We start from the raw sequence: 16,766 nt of genomic DNA on the forward strand, positions 1-16,766 counted from the left end.
ACGATTACCGATGAAGACCCTGTTGTTCCCGTTCGCCGCTGCGCTCGCACTGGCCGCCTGCTCCCCGTCGAAGATCGAGTTCCAGATCGACAACCCGACCGACACGCCGCTGGCGTTGAGCATCGACGGCCAGGACCTGCCGGTGGCCGCACAGGGCTCGCGCCCGATTTCGCTGGCCGTGGGCGAGCATCGCCTGCACACCGACAAGCTCGGTGATGTGCGCTTCATCGTCTACGTCGACGGTCGTGGCGGGCTGATCAACCCGACCCTGAGCGAGTACGTGGTCGCCCGCGAGATCTATGTCACCGACGAGAGCAAGCTGAAGAACTTCGGCACCGGCAAGGCCGGCATCGAGCTGGGCGGTGTCGACTTCGAAGGCCCGTTCGAGAAGAGCCACGAACTGTTCATCGACAAGACCTGGACCTACGGCGTGCGCGAACCGTTCCCCGAGGAAAAGGTGGTCGCCCACGTCGATTCCAGCGGCGGCCAGATCGTGGCCAAGGTGTTCACCGCGCCGGATTTCATCACCTACGTGGAAGAAGGCATGGGCGAGCCCGGCGCGTTCAAGCGCGAGCAGCCGGCCGGCTACGTGGCCCCGACGTTCGGCCTGGAACCGGCCCCGGCCAGCCTGCCGGCGCTGGTGCCGGCCTTCGAGGCGCATGCCGCGCCGCTGCGCGAGGTCTATGCGCGCTGGCTGAAGGCGACCACCGCCGATGAACAGAAGGCCCTGCGCAAGCAGGACTTCGCCGCACAGATGGCCTTCACCTCGGCCACCGCCACTCTGGGCAGTGGGCTGGGCCGTGAGGCCAACGAGGCCTACAACGACTTCGTTTCCCAGCGCAGCCAGCTGATGGGCCGCAGCGCGCTGGTGGTGCCTTGAGCTGACTGGCGCGCCCTGCCCGGCTGCGCTACCGTCGCCTTCCAGACGAAGGCGTACGGGTGCTTTGCACGCATTCGGCTAGAATTCCCCCCTTCTTTACACGACGGCTTCCGATGAATCCGAACTACCTCGACTTCGAGCAACCCATCGCCGACCTGGAAGCCAAGATCCAGGAACTGCGCAACGCCAGCGCCGGGCCGGCGGTCAATGTCGAGGCGGAAGTGCACGCGCTGCAGGACAAGCTGCGCCTGCGCACCGCGCAGATCTTCCGCAACCTGACCTCGTGGCAGGTACTGCAGCTGGCCCGTCACCCGTCGCGCCCGTACACCGCCGACTACCTCCGCGTGATGTTCGATGAGTTCCAGGAGCTGGCCGGCGACCGTGCCTTCGCCGACGACAAGGCCATCATGGGTGGCCTGGCCCGCATCAACGGCCGTTCGGTGATGGTGATCGGCCACCAGAAGGGCCGCGACACCAAGGAAAAGATCAAGCGCAACTTCGGCATGCCCAAGCCGGAGGGCTACCGCAAGGCGCTGCGCCTGATGAAGATGGCCGAGCGCTTCGGCCTACCGGTGCTGACCCTGATCGATACCGCCGGCGCCTGGCCGGGCATCGACGCCGAATCGCGCGGCCAGTCCGAAGCGATCGCGCGCAACCTGATCGAGATGGCTGAGCTGAAGGTGCCGATCATCTGCACCGTGATCGGCGAAGGCGGCTCCGGCGGCGCGCTGGCGCTGGGCGTGGGTGACCGCACCGTGATGCTGGAATATGCGGTCTACTCGACCATCACCCCGGAAGGTTGCGCCTCGATCCTGTGGAAGGACGCCGGCAAGGCGAAGGACGCGGCCGAGCAGCTGGGCCTGACTGCCCCGCGCCTGAAGAGCCTGGGCCTGGTCGACAAGGTCGTGCGCGAGCCGACCGGTGGCGCCCACCGCAACCCGACGCAGATGGCCAAGCGCCTGAAGGCGGTACTGCTGAACGAGCTGGATGCGCTGGAAAAGCTGTCCACCGAGCAGCTGCTGGAACAGCGCTATACCCGCCTGCGCAGCTACGGCACGTACGAAGCGGCCTGATCGCTACCTGACGTCGGATAAAAAAAGAGCCGGGCAGATGCCCGGCTTTTTTTTGTCTGTACCTCGCACAGCATCCGCGCATGGCGTGGATCTACTGGGTGCAGCTGCGGCCGTTGACGTTCGGGTCCGCCATGAGGGAGCCGAGCATCGCAGGGGAATCAGGCGCGAAGAGGCGCCGGTGTCTGAGCGCAGCGAGTTCGGCGCCGTCCACTGATTCACCGAGAAGCGCAGGGAACCGGTGCGCAGCACCGGCCCACGTTCGGCGGCGAGTTCTTTGGTTACTTTCTTGCACGAGCAAGAAAGTGACATGTTCGAACGCGCGGGACTTCAGAACGGCTTGGCCAGCACCAGCCACACGATCGGAATGAACGCCAGCAGCGGGATCTCGTTGATCCAGCGCAGCGCGCGCGACGACGGCAGCGCCCTGCCCTTGGCCACGCCCTTCAGCAGCCGCCCGATCCAGATGAAGTACGCCAGCAGCAAGACTACCAGGCCCAGCTTGGCGTGCAGCCAACCAGCGCCACCGGGGGCGACCATGGTCGGGAAATCCGGGATGACCCTGTAGCCCAGCCACAGCACCAGACCCAGCAGGAACGCCAGGCCGAACATCGAGTGGCCGAAGCGGTACAGGCGCAGGCCCATCAGCTGCAGGCGCTCGGTCACCGCCGGCTGGCCAGCGGTCTCGGCCAGATTCACCAGAATGCGCGGCAGGTAGAACACCGTCGCCATCCACGCCACCACGAACACGATGTGGAAGGTCTTGACCCAGTAGTAGCTCTGCATGCGCTCGCTCCGGCGGCTGGCGTAGGTTGGCGGCCATTCTCGCATGCCGTGGCCGGGCCCCCCCTCGCGCCAGCGCCGCGACACATCGACGCATGGCACGCCGCAACGCCGTACGATAAGCGCCGTTTTCACCACTGCGACCGACCCATGGACAAGACCTACGACGCCGCCTACTTCCAACGCTGGTACCGCAGCGCCGACATCGGCGGCAGCGCTCGACTGGCGCGCAAGGTCGCTCTGGCCGTGGCCAGCGCCGAGTACTACCTGGAACGGCCGATCCGCAGCGTGCTGGATATCGGCTGTGGCGAAGGCGCCTGGCGCGCACCGCTGCTGAAGCTGCGTCCGAAGGTCGAATACCTCGGCTTCGACAGCAGCGAGTACGCTGTGCGCCGCTACGGTCGGACCCGCAACCTGCACCTGGCCAGCTTCGGTGATTTCGCTTGGCTGCGGCCCTGTGCCCCGGTCGACCTGCTGATCTGCTCGGACGTGATGCACTACGTACCCAATCGCGAACTGCGCGCAGGCCTGGCCGGCGTGGCTGAACTGACCGCGGGGGTGGCCTTCCTGGAGACCTTCGCCGCCGAGGATGCGTTCGAAGGCGACCACGATGGCTTCCAGGCCCGCCCGGCGCGCTGGTACCGGCGTGAACTGGCCCGGCAGGGCATGCAGCCGGCAGGGTCGCATTGCTGGCTCGGCCCCGCTCTGGCAGGCGATGCGGCGGCGTTGGAGCGGATGTGAATCCGGATTCATTATTTTGAGCCAACTTAACCTGCGGGACACCCGGATGGGATATGCTGCGCGGCAACATATGACCATACATATTCGGTCGGCATGCTCTATCAACTGCACGAACTGACCCGCAACCTGCTCGCCCCCTGGGTGCACCAGGCCCAGGCCAACGCCAAGTTCTTCGCCAACCAGGGCCACTGGTGGTCGCAGATGCCCGGCGCCGATCGACTGGCGGCCGTCAATGAGCTGTTCCATCGCATCGGCAAGGATTACGAGAAGCCCGAATGGGGCATCAACGAAATCGATGTCGAAGGCGAGCGCGTGCCGATCGTCGTGCACGAGGAAGTGAGCAAGCCGTTCTGCAAGCTGCTGCGCTTCAAGCGCCACAGCAATGAAGCCGACCAGCTGCACACCATGCTCAACCAGCCGTTCGTGCTGGTGGTGGCGCCGCTGTCCGGCCACCACGCCACGCTGCTGCGCGACACCGTGCGCACCCTGCTGCGCGACCACCGCGTGTATGTGACCGACTGGGTCGACGCACGCATGGTGCCGGCCAGCGAAGGCGAGTTCGGCCTCGACGACTACATCGCCTACATCCAGGAGTTCATTCGCCATCTCGGCGTCGAGCGCCTGCACGTGGTGAGCGTGTGCCAGCCGACCGTGCCGGTGCTGGCGGCGGTTTCGCTGATGGCCAGCCGTGGTGAACCTACGCCGCGCACGCTGGTGATGATGGGTGGTCCGATCGATGCGCGCTGCAGTCCGACCGCCGTCAACAACCTGGCCACGCAGAACCCGCTGTCGTGGTTCGAGAACAACGTCATCCACACCGTGCCGGCCAGCTATCCCGGCGCCGGCCGTCGCGTGTACCCGGGCTTCCTGCAGCACGCCGGCTTCCTGTCGATGAATCCCAGCCGCCACTTCAGCTCGCACTGGGATTTCTACACCGACCTGGTCAAGGGCGATCTGGAAGACGCCGACGCTCATCGCAACTTCTATGATGAGTACAACGCCGTGCTGGACATGCCGGCCAAGTACTACCTGGATACCATCCGCGTGGTGTTCCAGGACTTCCTGCTGCCGCGTGGCGAGTGGGTGGTCAACGGCGAGAAGGTCGATCCGTCGGCGATCCGCGATACCGCACTGTTGAGCATCGAAGGCGAGCTGGACGACATCGCCGGCCTCGGCCAGACCGAAGCGGCGCAGGCGCTGTGCACTGGCATCGGCGCGGACCGTCGCGAGCATTTCATCGTTGAAGGCGCCGGCCACTACGGCATCTTCAGCGGCCGTCGCTGGCGCGAAGTGGTGTACCCGAAGGTGCGCGATTTCTTCGCCGCGCATGCCGAAGCACCGGCAGCGAAGGCCTCAAAGAAGAAGAGCAACGTCACCCCGTTGCGCCGCAAGGCGGGGTAACTCGCCCCTGGTAGATGCCAACCTTGGTTGGCGCTCTACCATGAATCCCGATATCCGATGGATCGTGCCAACCAAGGTTGGCACCTGCCAAAGCGTGGATTCACGCTTACAGCCGCACCAGCAGGTTCTTGGCGATCAAGCCATGCAGCTTGCCGATGCCGCGTGCCAGATGCAGGGTCAGCACCAGCAGCAGCGCACCCACTGCGGCAACCGCGATCGCCACCAGCGGCGAGGCCGCCATCGGCAACACGTTCACGTCGTTGATGTACACGCCGGGGATGTCGCCACTGAAGACCGCCGCGACCGGTGCCCAGATCAGGCTCAGCGACAGCGACAGCAGCGTCACCGCGATGGTGAAGTAGATGATGCCCAGCGGCAGCATCAGCACGAAGTACAGCAGCGTCAGCCAGGTGCGACCATCGGTGAACATGTCGCCGATGCGCTGCAGCCATGTGCGGCTGCGGTCGGTGTAGCGCGGACGACGCGGCATGCGCTCGCCCAGCAGCGCTTCCACCAGCCGCCCTTCCAGCAACGCCAGCCCGCGCACCGAGCCGAAGAACAGCACCGTCAGCGGGATGCCGATGATCAGGATCAGCAGGCCCAGCGACAGCGACAGACCAGTCACCACCCAAGTGAAGAAGAAGATGCCGGTGGCCAGTGACAGCAGCATGTAGAACAGCGCGCCATAGGTATGCGGATCGGCCACCACGCCGAAGAAACGCGCCAGCAGCGAGCGCTGCACCGGCGTCGGCGGCGGCGCGGCAGGCTCCACGCCGCTCGCTTGCGCGGCCGCACGCAGCATCGGCGCGGTATCCGCACGCGGCGAGCGCAACGCACGATTCACCGTCACTTCGGTCTCGCGGTAGATCTCGGCCACTTCATCCGGTGCGCCATAGCTGCCGGCGACGTCGGCGATCACTTCGGTCTCGCTGCGCCCGGGCTGCGCCGCCAGCTCCGAGCGCAGATACTCCTCGGCGTCGTACAGTGCGTCCTGCACCATCGCCGGGTCGGCGCCTTCCAGTGCCGCGCGCAGCTGCGCCAGATACTGCGGAATGGTGGTCGGCAGGGCACTGCCTGCCAGGCTCGGGTCGTTCATTGTGGTACCCCCTCCAACACGGAATCGACGGAATCGCGGGTGGCCTGCCACGCCTGGCGCCATTGCGCCAACACCTCGCGGCCACGTTCATTGATGCGGTAGTAGCGCCGCGGCGGCCCGCTGCTGGACGGCTCCACATGACTTTCCAGCAGGCCCGCACCCTCCAGGTTCCGCAGCACCGGGTACAGCGCGCTCTGCTTGCCGCTCAGCACGCCCTCGCCCACCCGCTCCAGCTCCTTGGCAATCAGGTAGCCGTACAGCGGCTCGCCGGCCCGGGCCAGCACTGCCAGCAGGGCCAGCGACACGGTTCCGGCGCTGAGCTCCTTCTGGAACTTCTTCAGGTGGACATCGTCCTCGGACATGACCGGCCCTCCACTACGTTGAAGTCCACAGTAGTGCGAAGTTCGGTATAGCGAATGTGTCGTTAGTCACTCTGACGGTTGGCGAGGCGCATTCAGGCCCGACGTATCGCCTCCAGCACCTGCGCGGTGGCCGCCTCCGGCAGCGTGTGCCTGCCCTCTTCTAGCCGGCTGACCAGTGCCTGACGGCGCGCGGCCCCCAGTGGTGAGTAATGCTGGCTCGCCCGAAGCCAGTTCTCCACCAGTCGCAGGTGCCAAGCCCGCTCATCCTCGCGCTGCGGCACCGCGTCCAGCAGCAGATCGAGGTGCTGCCAAAGGGGCAGTCTGCGCAACTGGCTCAGCAGGCCGACCTGTGCCACGTGCGAAGGACCATCGTGGCAGAACGCCACCAGCCGGACCGGATCCAGCTCGCCGGCCCACAGGGGCGTCGCACGGGCCAGCAGCTCGTTCACTGTCCGCCCAGGCTCTTCCAGTGCGGCACGCAACCATTCCAGACTGGCGCCGTCCCCAGCCCTCAGCCAACCGCGCAGGCAGCTGCGTCGATGGCGCGCCGACACCTCGGGCAACAACGCGCGCAGCGCGGTCGCATCTGCAGCCTCGGCGTGGTCGCCCAACGCTTCCAACGCCTCGCGCCAGCGCCCGCGGGTACGCTGCTGAAGTTCATCGCGCCACAACGTGATCGCGGGGGGAGCATGGCGCTGCTGAAGCAGCCACGCCGCCAATCTGCGCACGCTGCGCGAACGGTCAAATGCGGCAGCTTCGATGTGTGCATCGAGACCCGGCACGTTACGTTCGACCAGTGCCCGCAACGCGCCGGCACGCACCCCGCTGGACGGCGCGGCCAACGCCACGACACATTTCTCTTCGATCTCCCCAGGCACGCCGTTCGCCAAGAGATGTGTAAGTGCCAGGTGCGAGACTTGCGGACTGTTGTCCAGCAGCGCGAGCGAGCGCAGTTCCTCCGGGTCTGGATGGATCTGCAGGGCGATGGTGAAGGCGGCCAGCCGGGTTCTTGCCTCGGGGTGGCCCAGCAGCCCTTCAAGAACGGGGTGAGCGGCTGGCGACGACAGCCAGGCGAACAGGCCGCCGTCGAGCCACTCCCGTTGCACGCGCTGTGCATCGCGCAAGCGGACAGCGATCGGCCAAGCCTTCAGCACGTGGTGCACAGCACACTGCTCGAGCAGGGACATCACAACATCCCGCGCTACCGCGCGCACTTCGGCCACCCAATCATTGCAGCGGAGCAAGGCACAGGACAACGTCAGATGGCTGGGCACCGAGCGCATCTTCTGCAACGCGGCCTCGCGCGTGTGACCATTGCCGTCCGAGCCCGCAAGGAACAGTGCCGCCGTCTGCACATCAACCGGCGGCGCTGCGCAGGCCTTCAGGCAGTCGAGCAGGCCATCTCCGTTGGGGGCCCACCAGCTGCGTCGACGCTCATCAAGATCGAACAACCCTCGTGGCGACAGCGTCTGCAACCAATGCAGACGATCCACCCCCTCATCGACGAACCCCTTCAGGATCTGGTCGATCATCGCGCGCAGTGCGGCTTCGGGCGCTTCCGGATGCGGTATCACCATCATCTGCTTCCATCAAGGACAATGGCCATCGTGCCGCACCTGCATGGACAGGGCCAGCACGCCACCGTGGCGCAGGCGCGTACTCTCGCGCAGAATCAGACCCTCGTTCATGTTCCGGGGATCCCATGCCGCACCGTCGACGCCTTGCCCTGACCGCCCTCGCCCTGACCTGCCTGCTGCCCGCAATGGCCAGCGCGGCCTCGCCCTACAGAAGCCCGCAGCAGATCCTCGACGCCTCGGCGGCCAGCGACTGGCGCACGCCGGACCCGGCCAACCTGCTGTACATGGACCTGCCGGCCGGACGGGTGATCATCGAGCTGGCTCCGCAATTCGCCCCGCGCCATGTCGCCAACATCCAGACCTTCGCCCACGAACACTTCTGGGACGGCACCAGCATCTACCGTTCGCAGGACAACTTCGTGGTGCAGTTCGGTGATGCCGACGCCGATGACGCGGCCAAGGCCAAGCCGTTCGGCAGTGCCGCGCGCAAGCTGCCGGCCGAGTTCGAGCGCGCCAGCGCTGGCCTGAAGGTCAGCGTGCTGCCGGATCGCGATGGCTGGGCCGCGCAGACCGGTTTCTTCGACGGCTTCCCGGTCGGCCAGGACCCGCAGGCCGGCAAGGCCTGGCTGGCGCATTGTTACGGCATGCTGGGCGCGGGCCGCAGCAACGAAGAGGACAGCAGCATCGGTGCCGAACTCTATGTGGTGACCGGCCAGTCGCCGCGTCAGCTGGACCGCAACATCACTCTGGTCGGTCGCGTGCTGAAGGGCATGGAACTGCTCAGCGCGACCCCGCGCGGACCGGCGCCGATGGGTTTCTATGCCGACCCGAAGCTGCGCACGCCGATCGTGTCGATCCGCCGCGCCAGCGACGTGCCGGCGGCCGAGCGCACGCCAATCCAGGTGCTGCGCACTGATTCAAAGACGTTCGCCGATACGGTCGAAGCGCGACGCAATCGCGTGGATGATTTCTACAAGCGCCCGGCGGGTCATATCGATCTTTGCAATGTTCCGGTGCCGGTGAAGTAACGCCGTCGCGGGTTCTGCGCGTGGCGCGTGCTGAAGGTGCGTCACTGTTCATGGGCGTTACTTTTCTTTGTACGCAAAGAAAAGTAACCAAAAGAAACGTTCCGCCAGCCGCGAGCCGATGCTGCGCACCGGTGCCCTGTGCTCCTCGGCCCGTCGAGGGACGGCGCGGGAACTCGCTACGCTCAGACACCCGCGCCTCTTCGCCCTCGCCGGACCTGCGGTGCTCGGCTCGCTCAAGGCGGACTGGAAGGTCAAGATCAACCGCAAAAGCATCCACGCATGGCGTGGATCTACTGGGTGCAGCTGTGGCCTTTGATCTGGATCCGCCTTGAGCGAGCCGAGCATCGCAGGGGAATCAGGGGCGAAGAGGTGCCGATGTCTGAGCGTAGCGAGTTCGGCACTGTCCCCTGATTCACCGAGAAGCGCAGGGGACCGACGTGCGAAGCACGGCGGCTCGCGACCTGGCGGCGCGTTTCTTTTGGTTACTTTTCTTTTCGCGCGAAAAGAAAAGTGACGCCCATGAACAATGAAGCGCCTTCAGCACGCACCACGTGCAAAACACCTCAGCCCTTCTGACTCACCGCCACACTCCCCAGAATCAACGCACCGGCAATCAACATCTGCACCGTGACCGCTTCACCCAGGAACAGCCACGCGAACGCTGCGCCGAACAACGGCACCAGATAGGTCACCGTCGATGCACGCGACGGGCCGATGCGGCCGATCAGACGATAGAACATCAGGAAGGCGAATCCAGTACAGACCACGCCCAACGCGATTGCCGCGCCCCAGGCCTTGCCCGGGATCGGGCCCTGCGGCAGATGGGTGAGCGCCATCGGCAACAACCACAATGAGGCGCACGACAGCGTGGCGGCGGCCGCAGCAGCCGAAGGCAATCCGGTCATGTGCCGCTTCACCAGGTTCACGCCCAGACCGTACAACAGCGAAGCGGCCGCGCCGGCCAGCACGGCCGTACCGATGCTCAGGCCCGAGATCTTGGCCGTGGCCAACACCACTACGCCGGCAAAACCAACCAGCAGCGCACCCGCACGCCGCGCACCGATCTTCTCGCCAAAGAACAGGAAGGCGATCAACGCAGCGAACAGCACCGTCATCGCATTGCAGATCGCGCCGATCGCTGCCGGTGCACGCTCGGCCGCGTAGGCGAACAGCACGAACGGCAATGCCGAATTGACCAGGCCGATCGGTGCCAGCCACAGCCAGCGCCGCGGCGGAAACTGCGCCCGCGCTTGCCACAGGAATGGCAGCAGCACCAGCGCGCCCAGCACCAGCCGCACCTCGACCAGCGCGAACGGGCCGAACGATGGCACCGCCACCCGCATGAACAGGAACGAGCAGCCCCAGATGGCGCCCAGCAGGGTCAATTCCAGCGGCGTGCGCCAGTCGCGCTCGGCCGCCTGTGGCACCGCATTCATATCCGTTCTCCAACCATCACTGCATTCCTCGTCCGGCCTCACAGGATCGGCCGCAGACGACCGCCACACAAGCGCGTAGTATCGCTGCCAGCCACAAATATGGTTTGAGGCTCGACATGCTGCTACGCCCTTCCCTGCTTCCTGCCCTGGCCGTTTTCGCGGTCGCTGCGCGCCATCAGAACTTCGCCCAGGCCGCGCAGGAACTGCACCTGACCGCCAGCGCGGTCAGCCACCATGTGCGACGCCTGGAAGAGGTGCTGGAGACCCGGCTGTTCCTGCGTCATGCGCGAGGCGTTCGCCTCACCGCCGAGGGACGGCAGCTGGCCGATGCCGCCAGTGCGGCCTTCGCTGATGTGGCCGCGGTCGCCCATCATCTGCAGCCTGACGCCGACAGCGTGCCACTGCGGATCACCACGCTGCGCTCGTTGTCCTACTGCTGGCTGCTGCCACGGCTGCCGCGCTTCACCCAGGCCCATCCGCACATACGCATCGAGCTGCACACCGGCAGCGGCCTGGACCGCTACGACGACAACGGGCCAGAGGTCGGCATCCGCTACGGCCTGGGCCAATGGCCCGGCCTGCATGCGCAGCATCTGATGGACGACAACCTGTTCCCGGTCGCCTCACCGGCGCTGGCCGGGGTCGAAACGCTGCAGGACCCGGCACGCATCGCCGAGCTGCCGCTGCTCAGTGATCTGTCACCGCAGGGTTGGCGCGACTGGTTCCGCCACGCCGGTGTACGTCCGCCCTCGCCCATGCCGCCGATGCACACCTTCGCCGACAGCACCGATGCGATGCGTGCGGCGGTGTACGGCATGGGCGCGGTACTGGCCCGCACGCATGTCGCCCAGCCCTATCTGCAACGCTATGAGCTGCTGCGCCTGCCTGGCCCAGCGTTGAAGGCACGCTATGCCTACTACGTGGTGCATGCCGAAGGACAAGCGCCGAGCCCGGCCGCGCGCCTGTTCATCGACTGGTTGCTGGAACAGGCCCAGGACGAACGCACGCCGATCCCGGCGCTGCCGGACAGCCTGCTGGGGCGCATGCCCACAGCCGGCTGACCGTGCCCTCACCCGGTCTTTGCCCGCGGCTGGCTAGTCTGCAGGCGAACTCCCCTACGTGCTTCTGCCATGGCCCTGCTACGACTGCGTATTACCGGAACCGAAGACGACGCCCGTGCGATCAGCGATCTGCTGCTTGGCCTGGACGGCATCGAGCATGTCGAGGAAACCGACGACCTGATGCCGCACATGGACGACGACGATTCCAGTTCGGCCGGTTTGTCCGATGACATCGGCCCGGGCACCCACGAACTGGAGGTGGAAGTGGGCAACGAGAGCACTGCGCAGAAGGTGCGCGATGCAGTGCAGGAGCTTGCGCTGGAGCTTGATGTGTTCGTCGAGTACGAGACGGACGAGGGCTGAGGACTCGCCGGGCATGGCCCGGCGCTACCCGATGCTCGAAGCACCCCGGTAACGCCGGGCCATGCACCGTCTGTTCCGGTAGCGCCGGGCCATGCCCGGCGAACACCGGGCGCGGTTCGATCAGGGCTTGCGGCGTCGGCGACGCCACCACGCCCGCACACCCCAGGTCGCGATCAACGCCAGCACCGCTACCGGCAACAACGCGGCGGCAGCGCGGATCAGGAACGCAATGCTGGTGCTGAAGATGCTGCCCGATTCGCTCAGCGCCTCACCGATCTCGCTGCGGCTGCGCTGGCCCGATGTGGTATCGAAGTGCATCGTGACCAGCTGGGTATCGATGCGCCGGCGTTGCTGCGCCGAATCCTTGTTGGCCTGTTCGACGCCCGCTTCGATCTCCGACAGGCGCGTGGTGATCGCCATCAGGTCCTCGATCTTCAGGTCCTTGCGGTCCTGGTAGGACAGCAGCCGCGCGTGTTCCTTCTCCAGCCGCGCCTTGGTCAGTGCGGTGTCGGCGACCTGCTGCGCGAGATCTTCGGCGCGCGTGCTACGCGACTGCAGCTTGCCGCCCTCACCGGCCAACGCGATCAACGGCTCAGTGCCCTTCGGTGCAATCCGCACCTTGACCTCGCCGCTGGGCTGCTCGCCACTGCGCTGATCGACCTGCAGCACCGCGCAGTCACCGAACCTCGCGCTCTGGCAGGCCTGCGCCACCTGCTGGATGCGCGGTGCGATCTGCGCCGCTTCCAGCTGCACCTGCACGTCGTGTTCGTAGGCGAGGAATGCGCCTTCCGGTGAAGCAACGGCAGCTTCGGCGGCGGTGGCGCCTGCATCGGCCGCCACATCGCCGTGTTTGGCACAGGCCACCAGCGCCAGCAGCAGCACCGGCATCGTCACCACGCGCATCCACACGTGCACCGGCCTCACAGTGCCGCTCCGTCGTAGGACATCACCGCCAACGTGGCCAGATCCACCTGCGGTACACAGCGCACGTTCACCGCCACCATCGGCGTGCCGGTGCGCGGGTCCACCGCTTCGCTGTAGGGGGCAACGCCGCACTCGCGGCAATGGTGATGATCGATGTGGGCCTTGTTGAAATGATAGGTGGCCACGTCCGCGGGATTGGTGCTCAGCTGGAACGCCTCGCGCGGGGCAAACCACAGCAGGCTGCCGCGGCGACGGCACATCGAGCAGTTGCAGTCGATGACGTCGCTGATCGGCGCCTCGGCCTGTACGGTGAATGCGATCCTGCCGCAATGGCAGCTTCCCTGGTATTCCATGTCCTGCGCTCCGCTGGAGGGTCCTTGTCAGTGCCCATGGTAATCCTATGGCACGGGGACAAAGCAGCTCCGGGGGCCTATGCTCGGGAATTGACCCCAGTACAGGAACGCCGATGCGCCCGCATCTTCTTGCCCTCGCCCTGGTCGCCGCCCTGGCCGGTTGCCAGCCGGCCGACGCCCCGACCAACGGTTCCACCCCGGCCGCCAGCCAGCAGGCCGGTGACGCAGCGGTTGATGCCGCCTTCGCCGACCTGTCCAAGCGCGCCCTGGACACCTGGATGCAGCTCTCGCCGGTCAGCGCCACCCAGATCGGCGACCACCGCTATGACAGCGATATCGACGATCTGAGTGCCGCCGGCCAGCAGAAGACCGTGGCCGCCTACAAGGCGCTGCTGGGCGAGCTGGACAAGATCGAGGTGGCCAAGCTGGGCCGCGAGAACCAGGTGGACGCGGCGATCCTGCGCAACCAGCTGCAGTCGGAGATCTGGAATGCCGAGGTCATGCAGTCCGGCAAGTGGGACCCGCAGCTGTACAACGGCGTGGCCGGCAGCGCGATCTACGGGCTGATGGCCCGTGAATTCGCACCGCTGCCCGAGCGCCTGAAGGCGGCCACCGCGCGCATGGAGAAGCTGCCGGCGATCTTCGCCCAGGCCCGCGAGAACCTGGATCCGGCCCGCGTGCCAAAGATCCATGCCGAGACGGTGGCCAAGCAGAACAAGGGCATTCTCAGCATCGTCGATACCTTCATCACCCCGCACATCGGCGAACTGCCGCAGGCCGACCAGCAGCGCCTGCAGGCCGCCATCGATGGCCTGAAGAAGGCCGTGGACGAGCAGCAGACCTGGCTGGACAAGACCCTGGTGCCCAACGCCAAGGGCGACTTCCGCATCGGTGCGGAGAAGTACGACCAGAAGCTGAAGTTCGCGCTGAATTCCTCGCTGTCGCGGCAGGAGATCGGCGAGCGGGCACGCGCCGAACTCAAGCGCGTGCGCGAAGACATGTACGGCATCGCGCAGACCGTGCTGAAGGACAAGCCCGGCGCACCGGAAATGCCGGCGCAGCCGACCGACGAGCAGCAGCAGAAGGCGATCGAGGTCGCGCTGGAACTGGCCTACGCCGACAAGCCGGCACGCGACAAGGTGGTGGACGATGCCAAGGCCGCGCTGGACCAATCCACCGCGTTCGTGCGCGAACACGATCTGATGACCCTGCCCGACGCGCCGGTGGACATCATCCTGATGCCGGAATTCCAGCGTGGCGTGGCAGTGGCCTACTGCGATTCGCCCGGCCCGCTGGACAAGAACCTGAAGACCTTCTACGCCGTCTCGCCGATTCCGGAGGACTGGAACGACAAGCAGGTCGACTCGTTCCTGCGTGAGTACAACTCGCGCATGATCCACCTGCTCAGCATCCACGAAGGCACCCCGGGGCACTACCTGGAAGGCTGGCATTCGGCCAAGTTCCCCTCCACCCTGCGCGCGGTGCTGCGTTCAGGCCTGTTCGCCGAAGGCTGGGCGGTCTACACCGAGCGCATGATGCAGGAGCAGGGGTATCTCAACAACGACCCGTTGTTCCACCTGGTGCAGCTGAAGTTCTACCTGCGCACGATCTCCAACGCGATCCTCGACCAGGGCGTGCACGTGGACAACTGGGATCGCGAGAAGGCGATGCACCTGATGACCCACGACGCCTTCCAGCAGGAAAGCGAAGCCTCGGGCAAGTGGGTGCGTGCGCAGCTGACCTCGGCTCAGCTGCCGACCTACTTCGTCGGTGCGCAGGAACACTTCGACACCCGCAAGGCGATGCAGGACAAGCTGGGTGACAAGTTCAACCTGAAGGCCTACCACGACCAGATGCTGTCCTACGGCGCACCGCCGGTGCGCTTCGCACGCCAGCTGATGCTGGACCAGCCGATCGAGTGATCGATCAGGTGTGAGTCGGAAATGGAACGGCCCGGGAAGACCCGGGCCGTTTTCTGTTCTGGCAGTTGCGACCTGCCATCCTGGTGGGTGCGAACCTTGGTTCGCACCGCTTCTGCCACCACTCAATCAGACGATGTGGATATACAGCTTCCTCGAGTTCAGTCTCAAATCGAGGAAGTACTCCACACCACACCCGCGGCAGGCAGCGGGACAATCCTCGTCGCTCCCACGTTGGTTCTCCGAGGCATCGGCCACCACCGGATATCCACAATCAAAACACGTAAAGGCAATGTTGCTGCCATGGGGATCCGCCCTTATTTCATCTCCATCACCGTCCATTACAAGAAAGCCCGTAATGTTCATGATTCACCGAGATCGCTTGGTTGATCGCTGGAGACTACCCGAATCCGAGCATACGGGACGCGAAGCTGCCTCCGTCTCATCACAATGCGACGCTGCCATCCATCCCCGGATTCAAGGTGAATGCAGCAGCTTCTTGAACTGCGCTTCACTGCAACCCGACTGCCCACAGCCCGGCAGCATCAGCTCCACCCGCCCCGGCGGCTGCGCGTCGGTCAACGGGATAGCACCACGCAGCTGCCCGCGCGTGGGATAGACATACACCAACCGATAACGCGCTTCGCCTGCCCCATGATCACGCCAGCGTTCAAACTGCAGCAGACCGCCGATCGGCGTCTTCTCGTACTGGCCCAGCAACGTGTAGTCCGCGATTCCCAGCGCCGCCAGCACGGAACCGATGTTGGAATCGTGGCCGACCAGCAGGCTCACCTTCGGCGATGCCGGGTCCTCGAACAACGCATTCACTCTTGCCAGCAGCGGCGCGGCCACGTCATGGGCGACCTCGGGGGTGCCGAATAGGATGTCCTGGTAGCGGTTGCGGATCTGCGCCAGCGCCTGCCATTGGGCCTCCGTGTTCAATCGGCCCCAGCCTTCGCGGGGGATGCCATTGCCCTGGTAGTGCTCCATTAGCAAGGCATCGACCAGCCCGCTGGCCAGGGCCAACGAACCGGTAGTACGCGGTTCCCTGCCCGGCTCTGCGCTGAGAATGGAATCGGCCGGCGTCAGGTGGCATTCGCTGCGGCCTGCGCACGCAGCCGACTGCGGGTAGCGGGTGATCGCCTCCACCACTGCCAACGCCGGTGCCAGATACGATGCGACCTGCGCCTGTTGCATCGCCGACAACGCGCGTTCGCGGAAGGCCGCATCACCGTTGTGGATCACCGGGTTGAACAACGGATCCATGACTCCCAGCGGCATGCGCTGCTCGACCGTGACATGGCAGCCCGGGAACGCACCGGCGATGAAGAACTGTGCGGTGGCCTGGGTGCGCTGCAGGCTGTTGGCATGGGCATGGAAATCAGCCGGCTGCGGGCAGCCTGATACCGGCAGCAGCTGTGCGTGGCGCAGCCACTGGCCAATGTAACGGCCCATGTAGACCTCCAGCACGCCGCCCTTGGTGGTCAGCTCGCCAGCACCCACGTCCCAGATTGGCCAGCGCTCCGGTGTGGCATTGGCCAAAGCACCCGATGCCACCACCGGAGCGCGCAGGTTGTGGCGGCTGAGCAGGACAACCTGCTCGAGGTGGTCGCCTTCCACTGGCGCCGGCGCAGCGGCCGCAACCGTTGCGGCGAGGGTGAGCGCCAGAAACAGGGGGCACAGGAATCGGATCATGCTGGTTTCCGGAAAGGGCTCGGTGTCAGAGCCTTTTCCTGCGGAAAAGGTTCCGTCCTTGGGGGACGTGATGTGGG

General features: G+C 65.7%; 16 protein-coding genes. 8 read left to right on the plus strand and 8 right to left on the minus strand.

The genetic code is table 11. The features are described from left to right. Positions 1-10: 10 nt before the first annotated feature. Positions 11-880 carry a hypothetical protein gene (locus tag V9K93_RS01995; protein ID WP_046983147.1) on the plus strand — a complete coding sequence of 290 codons (870 nt, stop codon included), beginning with the start codon at positions 11-13 and terminating at the stop codon, positions 878-880. A 113-nt stretch (positions 881-993) separates the two neighbouring features. Continuing rightward, positions 994-1,953, plus strand: coding sequence for an acetyl-CoA carboxylase carboxyltransferase subunit alpha (locus V9K93_RS02000; RefSeq protein ID WP_012510504.1), 960 nt, complete (start codon positions 994-996; stop codon positions 1,951-1,953). A gap of 327 nt (positions 1,954-2,280) precedes the next feature. Here V9K93_RS02000 and V9K93_RS02005 read toward each other — a convergent pair whose 3' ends face one another. Then, on the minus strand, positions 2,281-2,736 hold the full coding sequence (locus V9K93_RS02005) for a CopD family protein (protein WP_253077652.1): 456 nt from the start codon (positions 2,734-2,736) through the stop codon (positions 2,281-2,283). 147 nt (positions 2,737-2,883) lie between these two features. Here V9K93_RS02005 and V9K93_RS02010 point away from each other — a divergent pair, with 147 nt between their 5' ends. Together V9K93_RS02010 and V9K93_RS02015 are read left to right on the plus strand one after the other, a co-directional pair. Beyond that, positions 2,884-3,474: a class I SAM-dependent DNA methyltransferase gene (locus tag V9K93_RS02010; RefSeq protein WP_046983149.1), complete on the plus strand. Its 591-nt coding sequence runs from the start codon at positions 2,884-2,886 to the stop codon at positions 3,472-3,474. Between the two features lie 93 nt (positions 3,475-3,567). Beyond that, positions 3,568-4,875: a polyhydroxyalkanoate depolymerase gene (locus tag V9K93_RS02015; RefSeq protein WP_046983150.1), complete on the plus strand. Its 1,308-nt coding sequence runs from the start codon at positions 3,568-3,570 to the stop codon at positions 4,873-4,875. A gap of 106 nt (positions 4,876-4,981) precedes the next feature. Here the strand turns inward: V9K93_RS02015 and V9K93_RS02020 are convergent, their stop codons facing one another. From V9K93_RS02020 to V9K93_RS02030, 3 genes are all read right to left on the minus strand, one after another. Beyond that, positions 4,982-5,971: a sensor domain-containing protein gene (locus tag V9K93_RS02020; RefSeq protein WP_046983151.1), complete on the minus strand. Its 990-nt coding sequence runs from the start codon at positions 5,969-5,971 to the stop codon at positions 4,982-4,984. Next, a complete protein-coding gene (locus V9K93_RS02025; protein WP_004150914.1) occupies positions 5,968-6,333 on the minus strand; it encodes a PadR family transcriptional regulator in 366 nt (121 codons plus the stop codon). Before V9K93_RS02025 ends, V9K93_RS02020 begins: the two co-directional genes overlap by 4 nt. Positions 6,334-6,425: 92 nt before the next feature. Continuing rightward, complete coding sequence (locus V9K93_RS02030) at positions 6,426-7,865, minus strand: HEAT repeat domain-containing protein (RefSeq protein WP_337301997.1); 1,440 nt, start codon at positions 7,863-7,865, stop codon at positions 6,426-6,428. A gap of 170 nt (positions 7,866-8,035) precedes the next feature. Between V9K93_RS02030 and V9K93_RS02035 the strand changes: the two genes are divergently transcribed. After that, complete coding sequence (locus V9K93_RS02035; RefSeq protein ID WP_136638662.1) at positions 8,036-8,938, plus strand: peptidylprolyl isomerase; 903 nt, start codon at positions 8,036-8,038, stop codon at positions 8,936-8,938. A gap of 563 nt (positions 8,939-9,501) precedes the next feature. Here V9K93_RS02035 and V9K93_RS02040 read toward each other — a convergent pair. Beyond that, the gene (locus tag V9K93_RS02040; protein WP_046983154.1) at positions 9,502-10,374 is read right to left on the minus strand and encodes a DMT family transporter; all 873 of its coding nucleotides are present in this window, start codon (positions 10,372-10,374) and stop codon (positions 9,502-9,504) included. 116 nt (positions 10,375-10,490) lie between these two features. On the opposite strand from V9K93_RS02040, the gene V9K93_RS02045 reads away from it, so the two are divergent. Continuing rightward, positions 10,491-11,435 (plus strand): LysR substrate-binding domain-containing protein, encoded by a 945-nt coding sequence (locus V9K93_RS02045; RefSeq protein ID WP_004150868.1) that lies wholly within the window; start codon positions 10,491-10,493, stop codon positions 11,433-11,435. 69 nt (positions 11,436-11,504) lie between these two features. Then, a complete protein-coding gene (locus V9K93_RS02050; protein WP_046983155.1) occupies positions 11,505-11,798 on the plus strand; it encodes a hypothetical protein in 294 nt (97 codons plus the stop codon). 120 nt (positions 11,799-11,918) lie between these two features. On the opposite strand, the gene V9K93_RS02055 is transcribed toward V9K93_RS02050, so the two are convergent. After that, positions 11,919-12,686, minus strand: coding sequence for a DUF4349 domain-containing protein (locus V9K93_RS02055; RefSeq protein ID WP_211195195.1), 768 nt, complete (start codon positions 12,684-12,686; stop codon positions 11,919-11,921). Between the two features lie 32 nt (positions 12,687-12,718). Continuing rightward, entirely contained in the window at positions 12,719-13,075 is a 357-nt protein-coding gene (locus tag V9K93_RS02060) for a GFA family protein (protein ID WP_046983156.1), read from the minus strand. A 113-nt stretch (positions 13,076-13,188) separates the two neighbouring features. Here V9K93_RS02060 and V9K93_RS02065 point away from each other — a divergent pair, with 113 nt between their 5' ends. Further along, complete coding sequence (locus V9K93_RS02065) at positions 13,189-14,997, plus strand: DUF885 domain-containing protein (RefSeq protein WP_337301998.1); 1,809 nt, start codon at positions 13,189-13,191, stop codon at positions 14,995-14,997. A 474-nt stretch (positions 14,998-15,471) separates the two neighbouring features. Here the strand turns inward: V9K93_RS02065 and agp are convergent, their stop codons facing one another. Further along, positions 15,472-16,689 carry a bifunctional glucose-1-phosphatase/inositol phosphatase gene (gene agp / locus V9K93_RS02070; RefSeq protein ID WP_337301999.1) on the minus strand — a complete coding sequence of 406 codons (1,218 nt, stop codon included), beginning with the start codon at positions 16,687-16,689 and terminating at the stop codon, positions 15,472-15,474. Between the last annotated feature and the right edge of the window lie 77 nt (positions 16,690-16,766).

The sequence above is a fragment of the Stenotrophomonas sp. CCNWLW162 genome, assembly GCF_037203745.1.
Lineage (GTDB): Bacteria > Pseudomonadota > Gammaproteobacteria > Xanthomonadales > Xanthomonadaceae > Stenotrophomonas > Stenotrophomonas maltophilia_AQ.

Coding starts and splice junctions, on each gene's coding strand:
- V9K93_RS02055 (WP_211195195.1), bottom strand. CDS start 12,686: ATGCCGGTGCTGCTGCTGGCGCTGGTGGCCTGTGCCAAACACGGCGAT.
- V9K93_RS02030 (WP_337301997.1), bottom strand. CDS start 7,865: ATGATCGACCAGATCCTGAAGGGGTTCGTCGATGAGGGGGTGGATCGT.
- V9K93_RS02065 (WP_337301998.1), top strand. CDS start 13,189: ATGCGCCCGCATCTTCTTGCCCTCGCCCTGGTCGCCGCCCTGGCCGGT.
- V9K93_RS02035 (WP_136638662.1), top strand. CDS start 8,036: ATGCCGCACCGTCGACGCCTTGCCCTGACCGCCCTCGCCCTGACCTGC.
- V9K93_RS02010 (WP_046983149.1), top strand. CDS start 2,884: ATGGACAAGACCTACGACGCCGCCTACTTCCAACGCTGGTACCGCAGC.
- V9K93_RS02050 (WP_046983155.1), top strand. CDS start 11,505: ATGGCCCTGCTACGACTGCGTATTACCGGAACCGAAGACGACGCCCGT.
- V9K93_RS02005 (WP_253077652.1), bottom strand. CDS start 2,736: ATGCAGAGCTACTACTGGGTCAAGACCTTCCACATCGTGTTCGTGGTG.
- V9K93_RS02040 (WP_046983154.1), bottom strand. CDS start 10,374: ATGAATGCGGTGCCACAGGCGGCCGAGCGCGACTGGCGCACGCCGCTG.
- V9K93_RS02000 (WP_012510504.1), top strand. CDS start 994: ATGAATCCGAACTACCTCGACTTCGAGCAACCCATCGCCGACCTGGAA.
- V9K93_RS01995 (WP_046983147.1), top strand. CDS start 11: ATGAAGACCCTGTTGTTCCCGTTCGCCGCTGCGCTCGCACTGGCCGCC.
- agp (WP_337301999.1), bottom strand. CDS start 16,689: ATGATCCGATTCCTGTGCCCCCTGTTTCTGGCGCTCACCCTCGCCGCA.
- V9K93_RS02015 (WP_046983150.1), top strand. CDS start 3,568: ATGCTCTATCAACTGCACGAACTGACCCGCAACCTGCTCGCCCCCTGG.
- V9K93_RS02020 (WP_046983151.1), bottom strand. CDS start 5,971: ATGAACGACCCGAGCCTGGCAGGCAGTGCCCTGCCGACCACCATTCCG.
- V9K93_RS02060 (WP_046983156.1), bottom strand. CDS start 13,075: ATGGAATACCAGGGAAGCTGCCATTGCGGCAGGATCGCATTCACCGTA.
- V9K93_RS02045 (WP_004150868.1), top strand. CDS start 10,491: ATGCTGCTACGCCCTTCCCTGCTTCCTGCCCTGGCCGTTTTCGCGGTC.
- V9K93_RS02025 (WP_004150914.1), bottom strand. CDS start 6,333: ATGTCCGAGGACGATGTCCACCTGAAGAAGTTCCAGAAGGAGCTCAGC.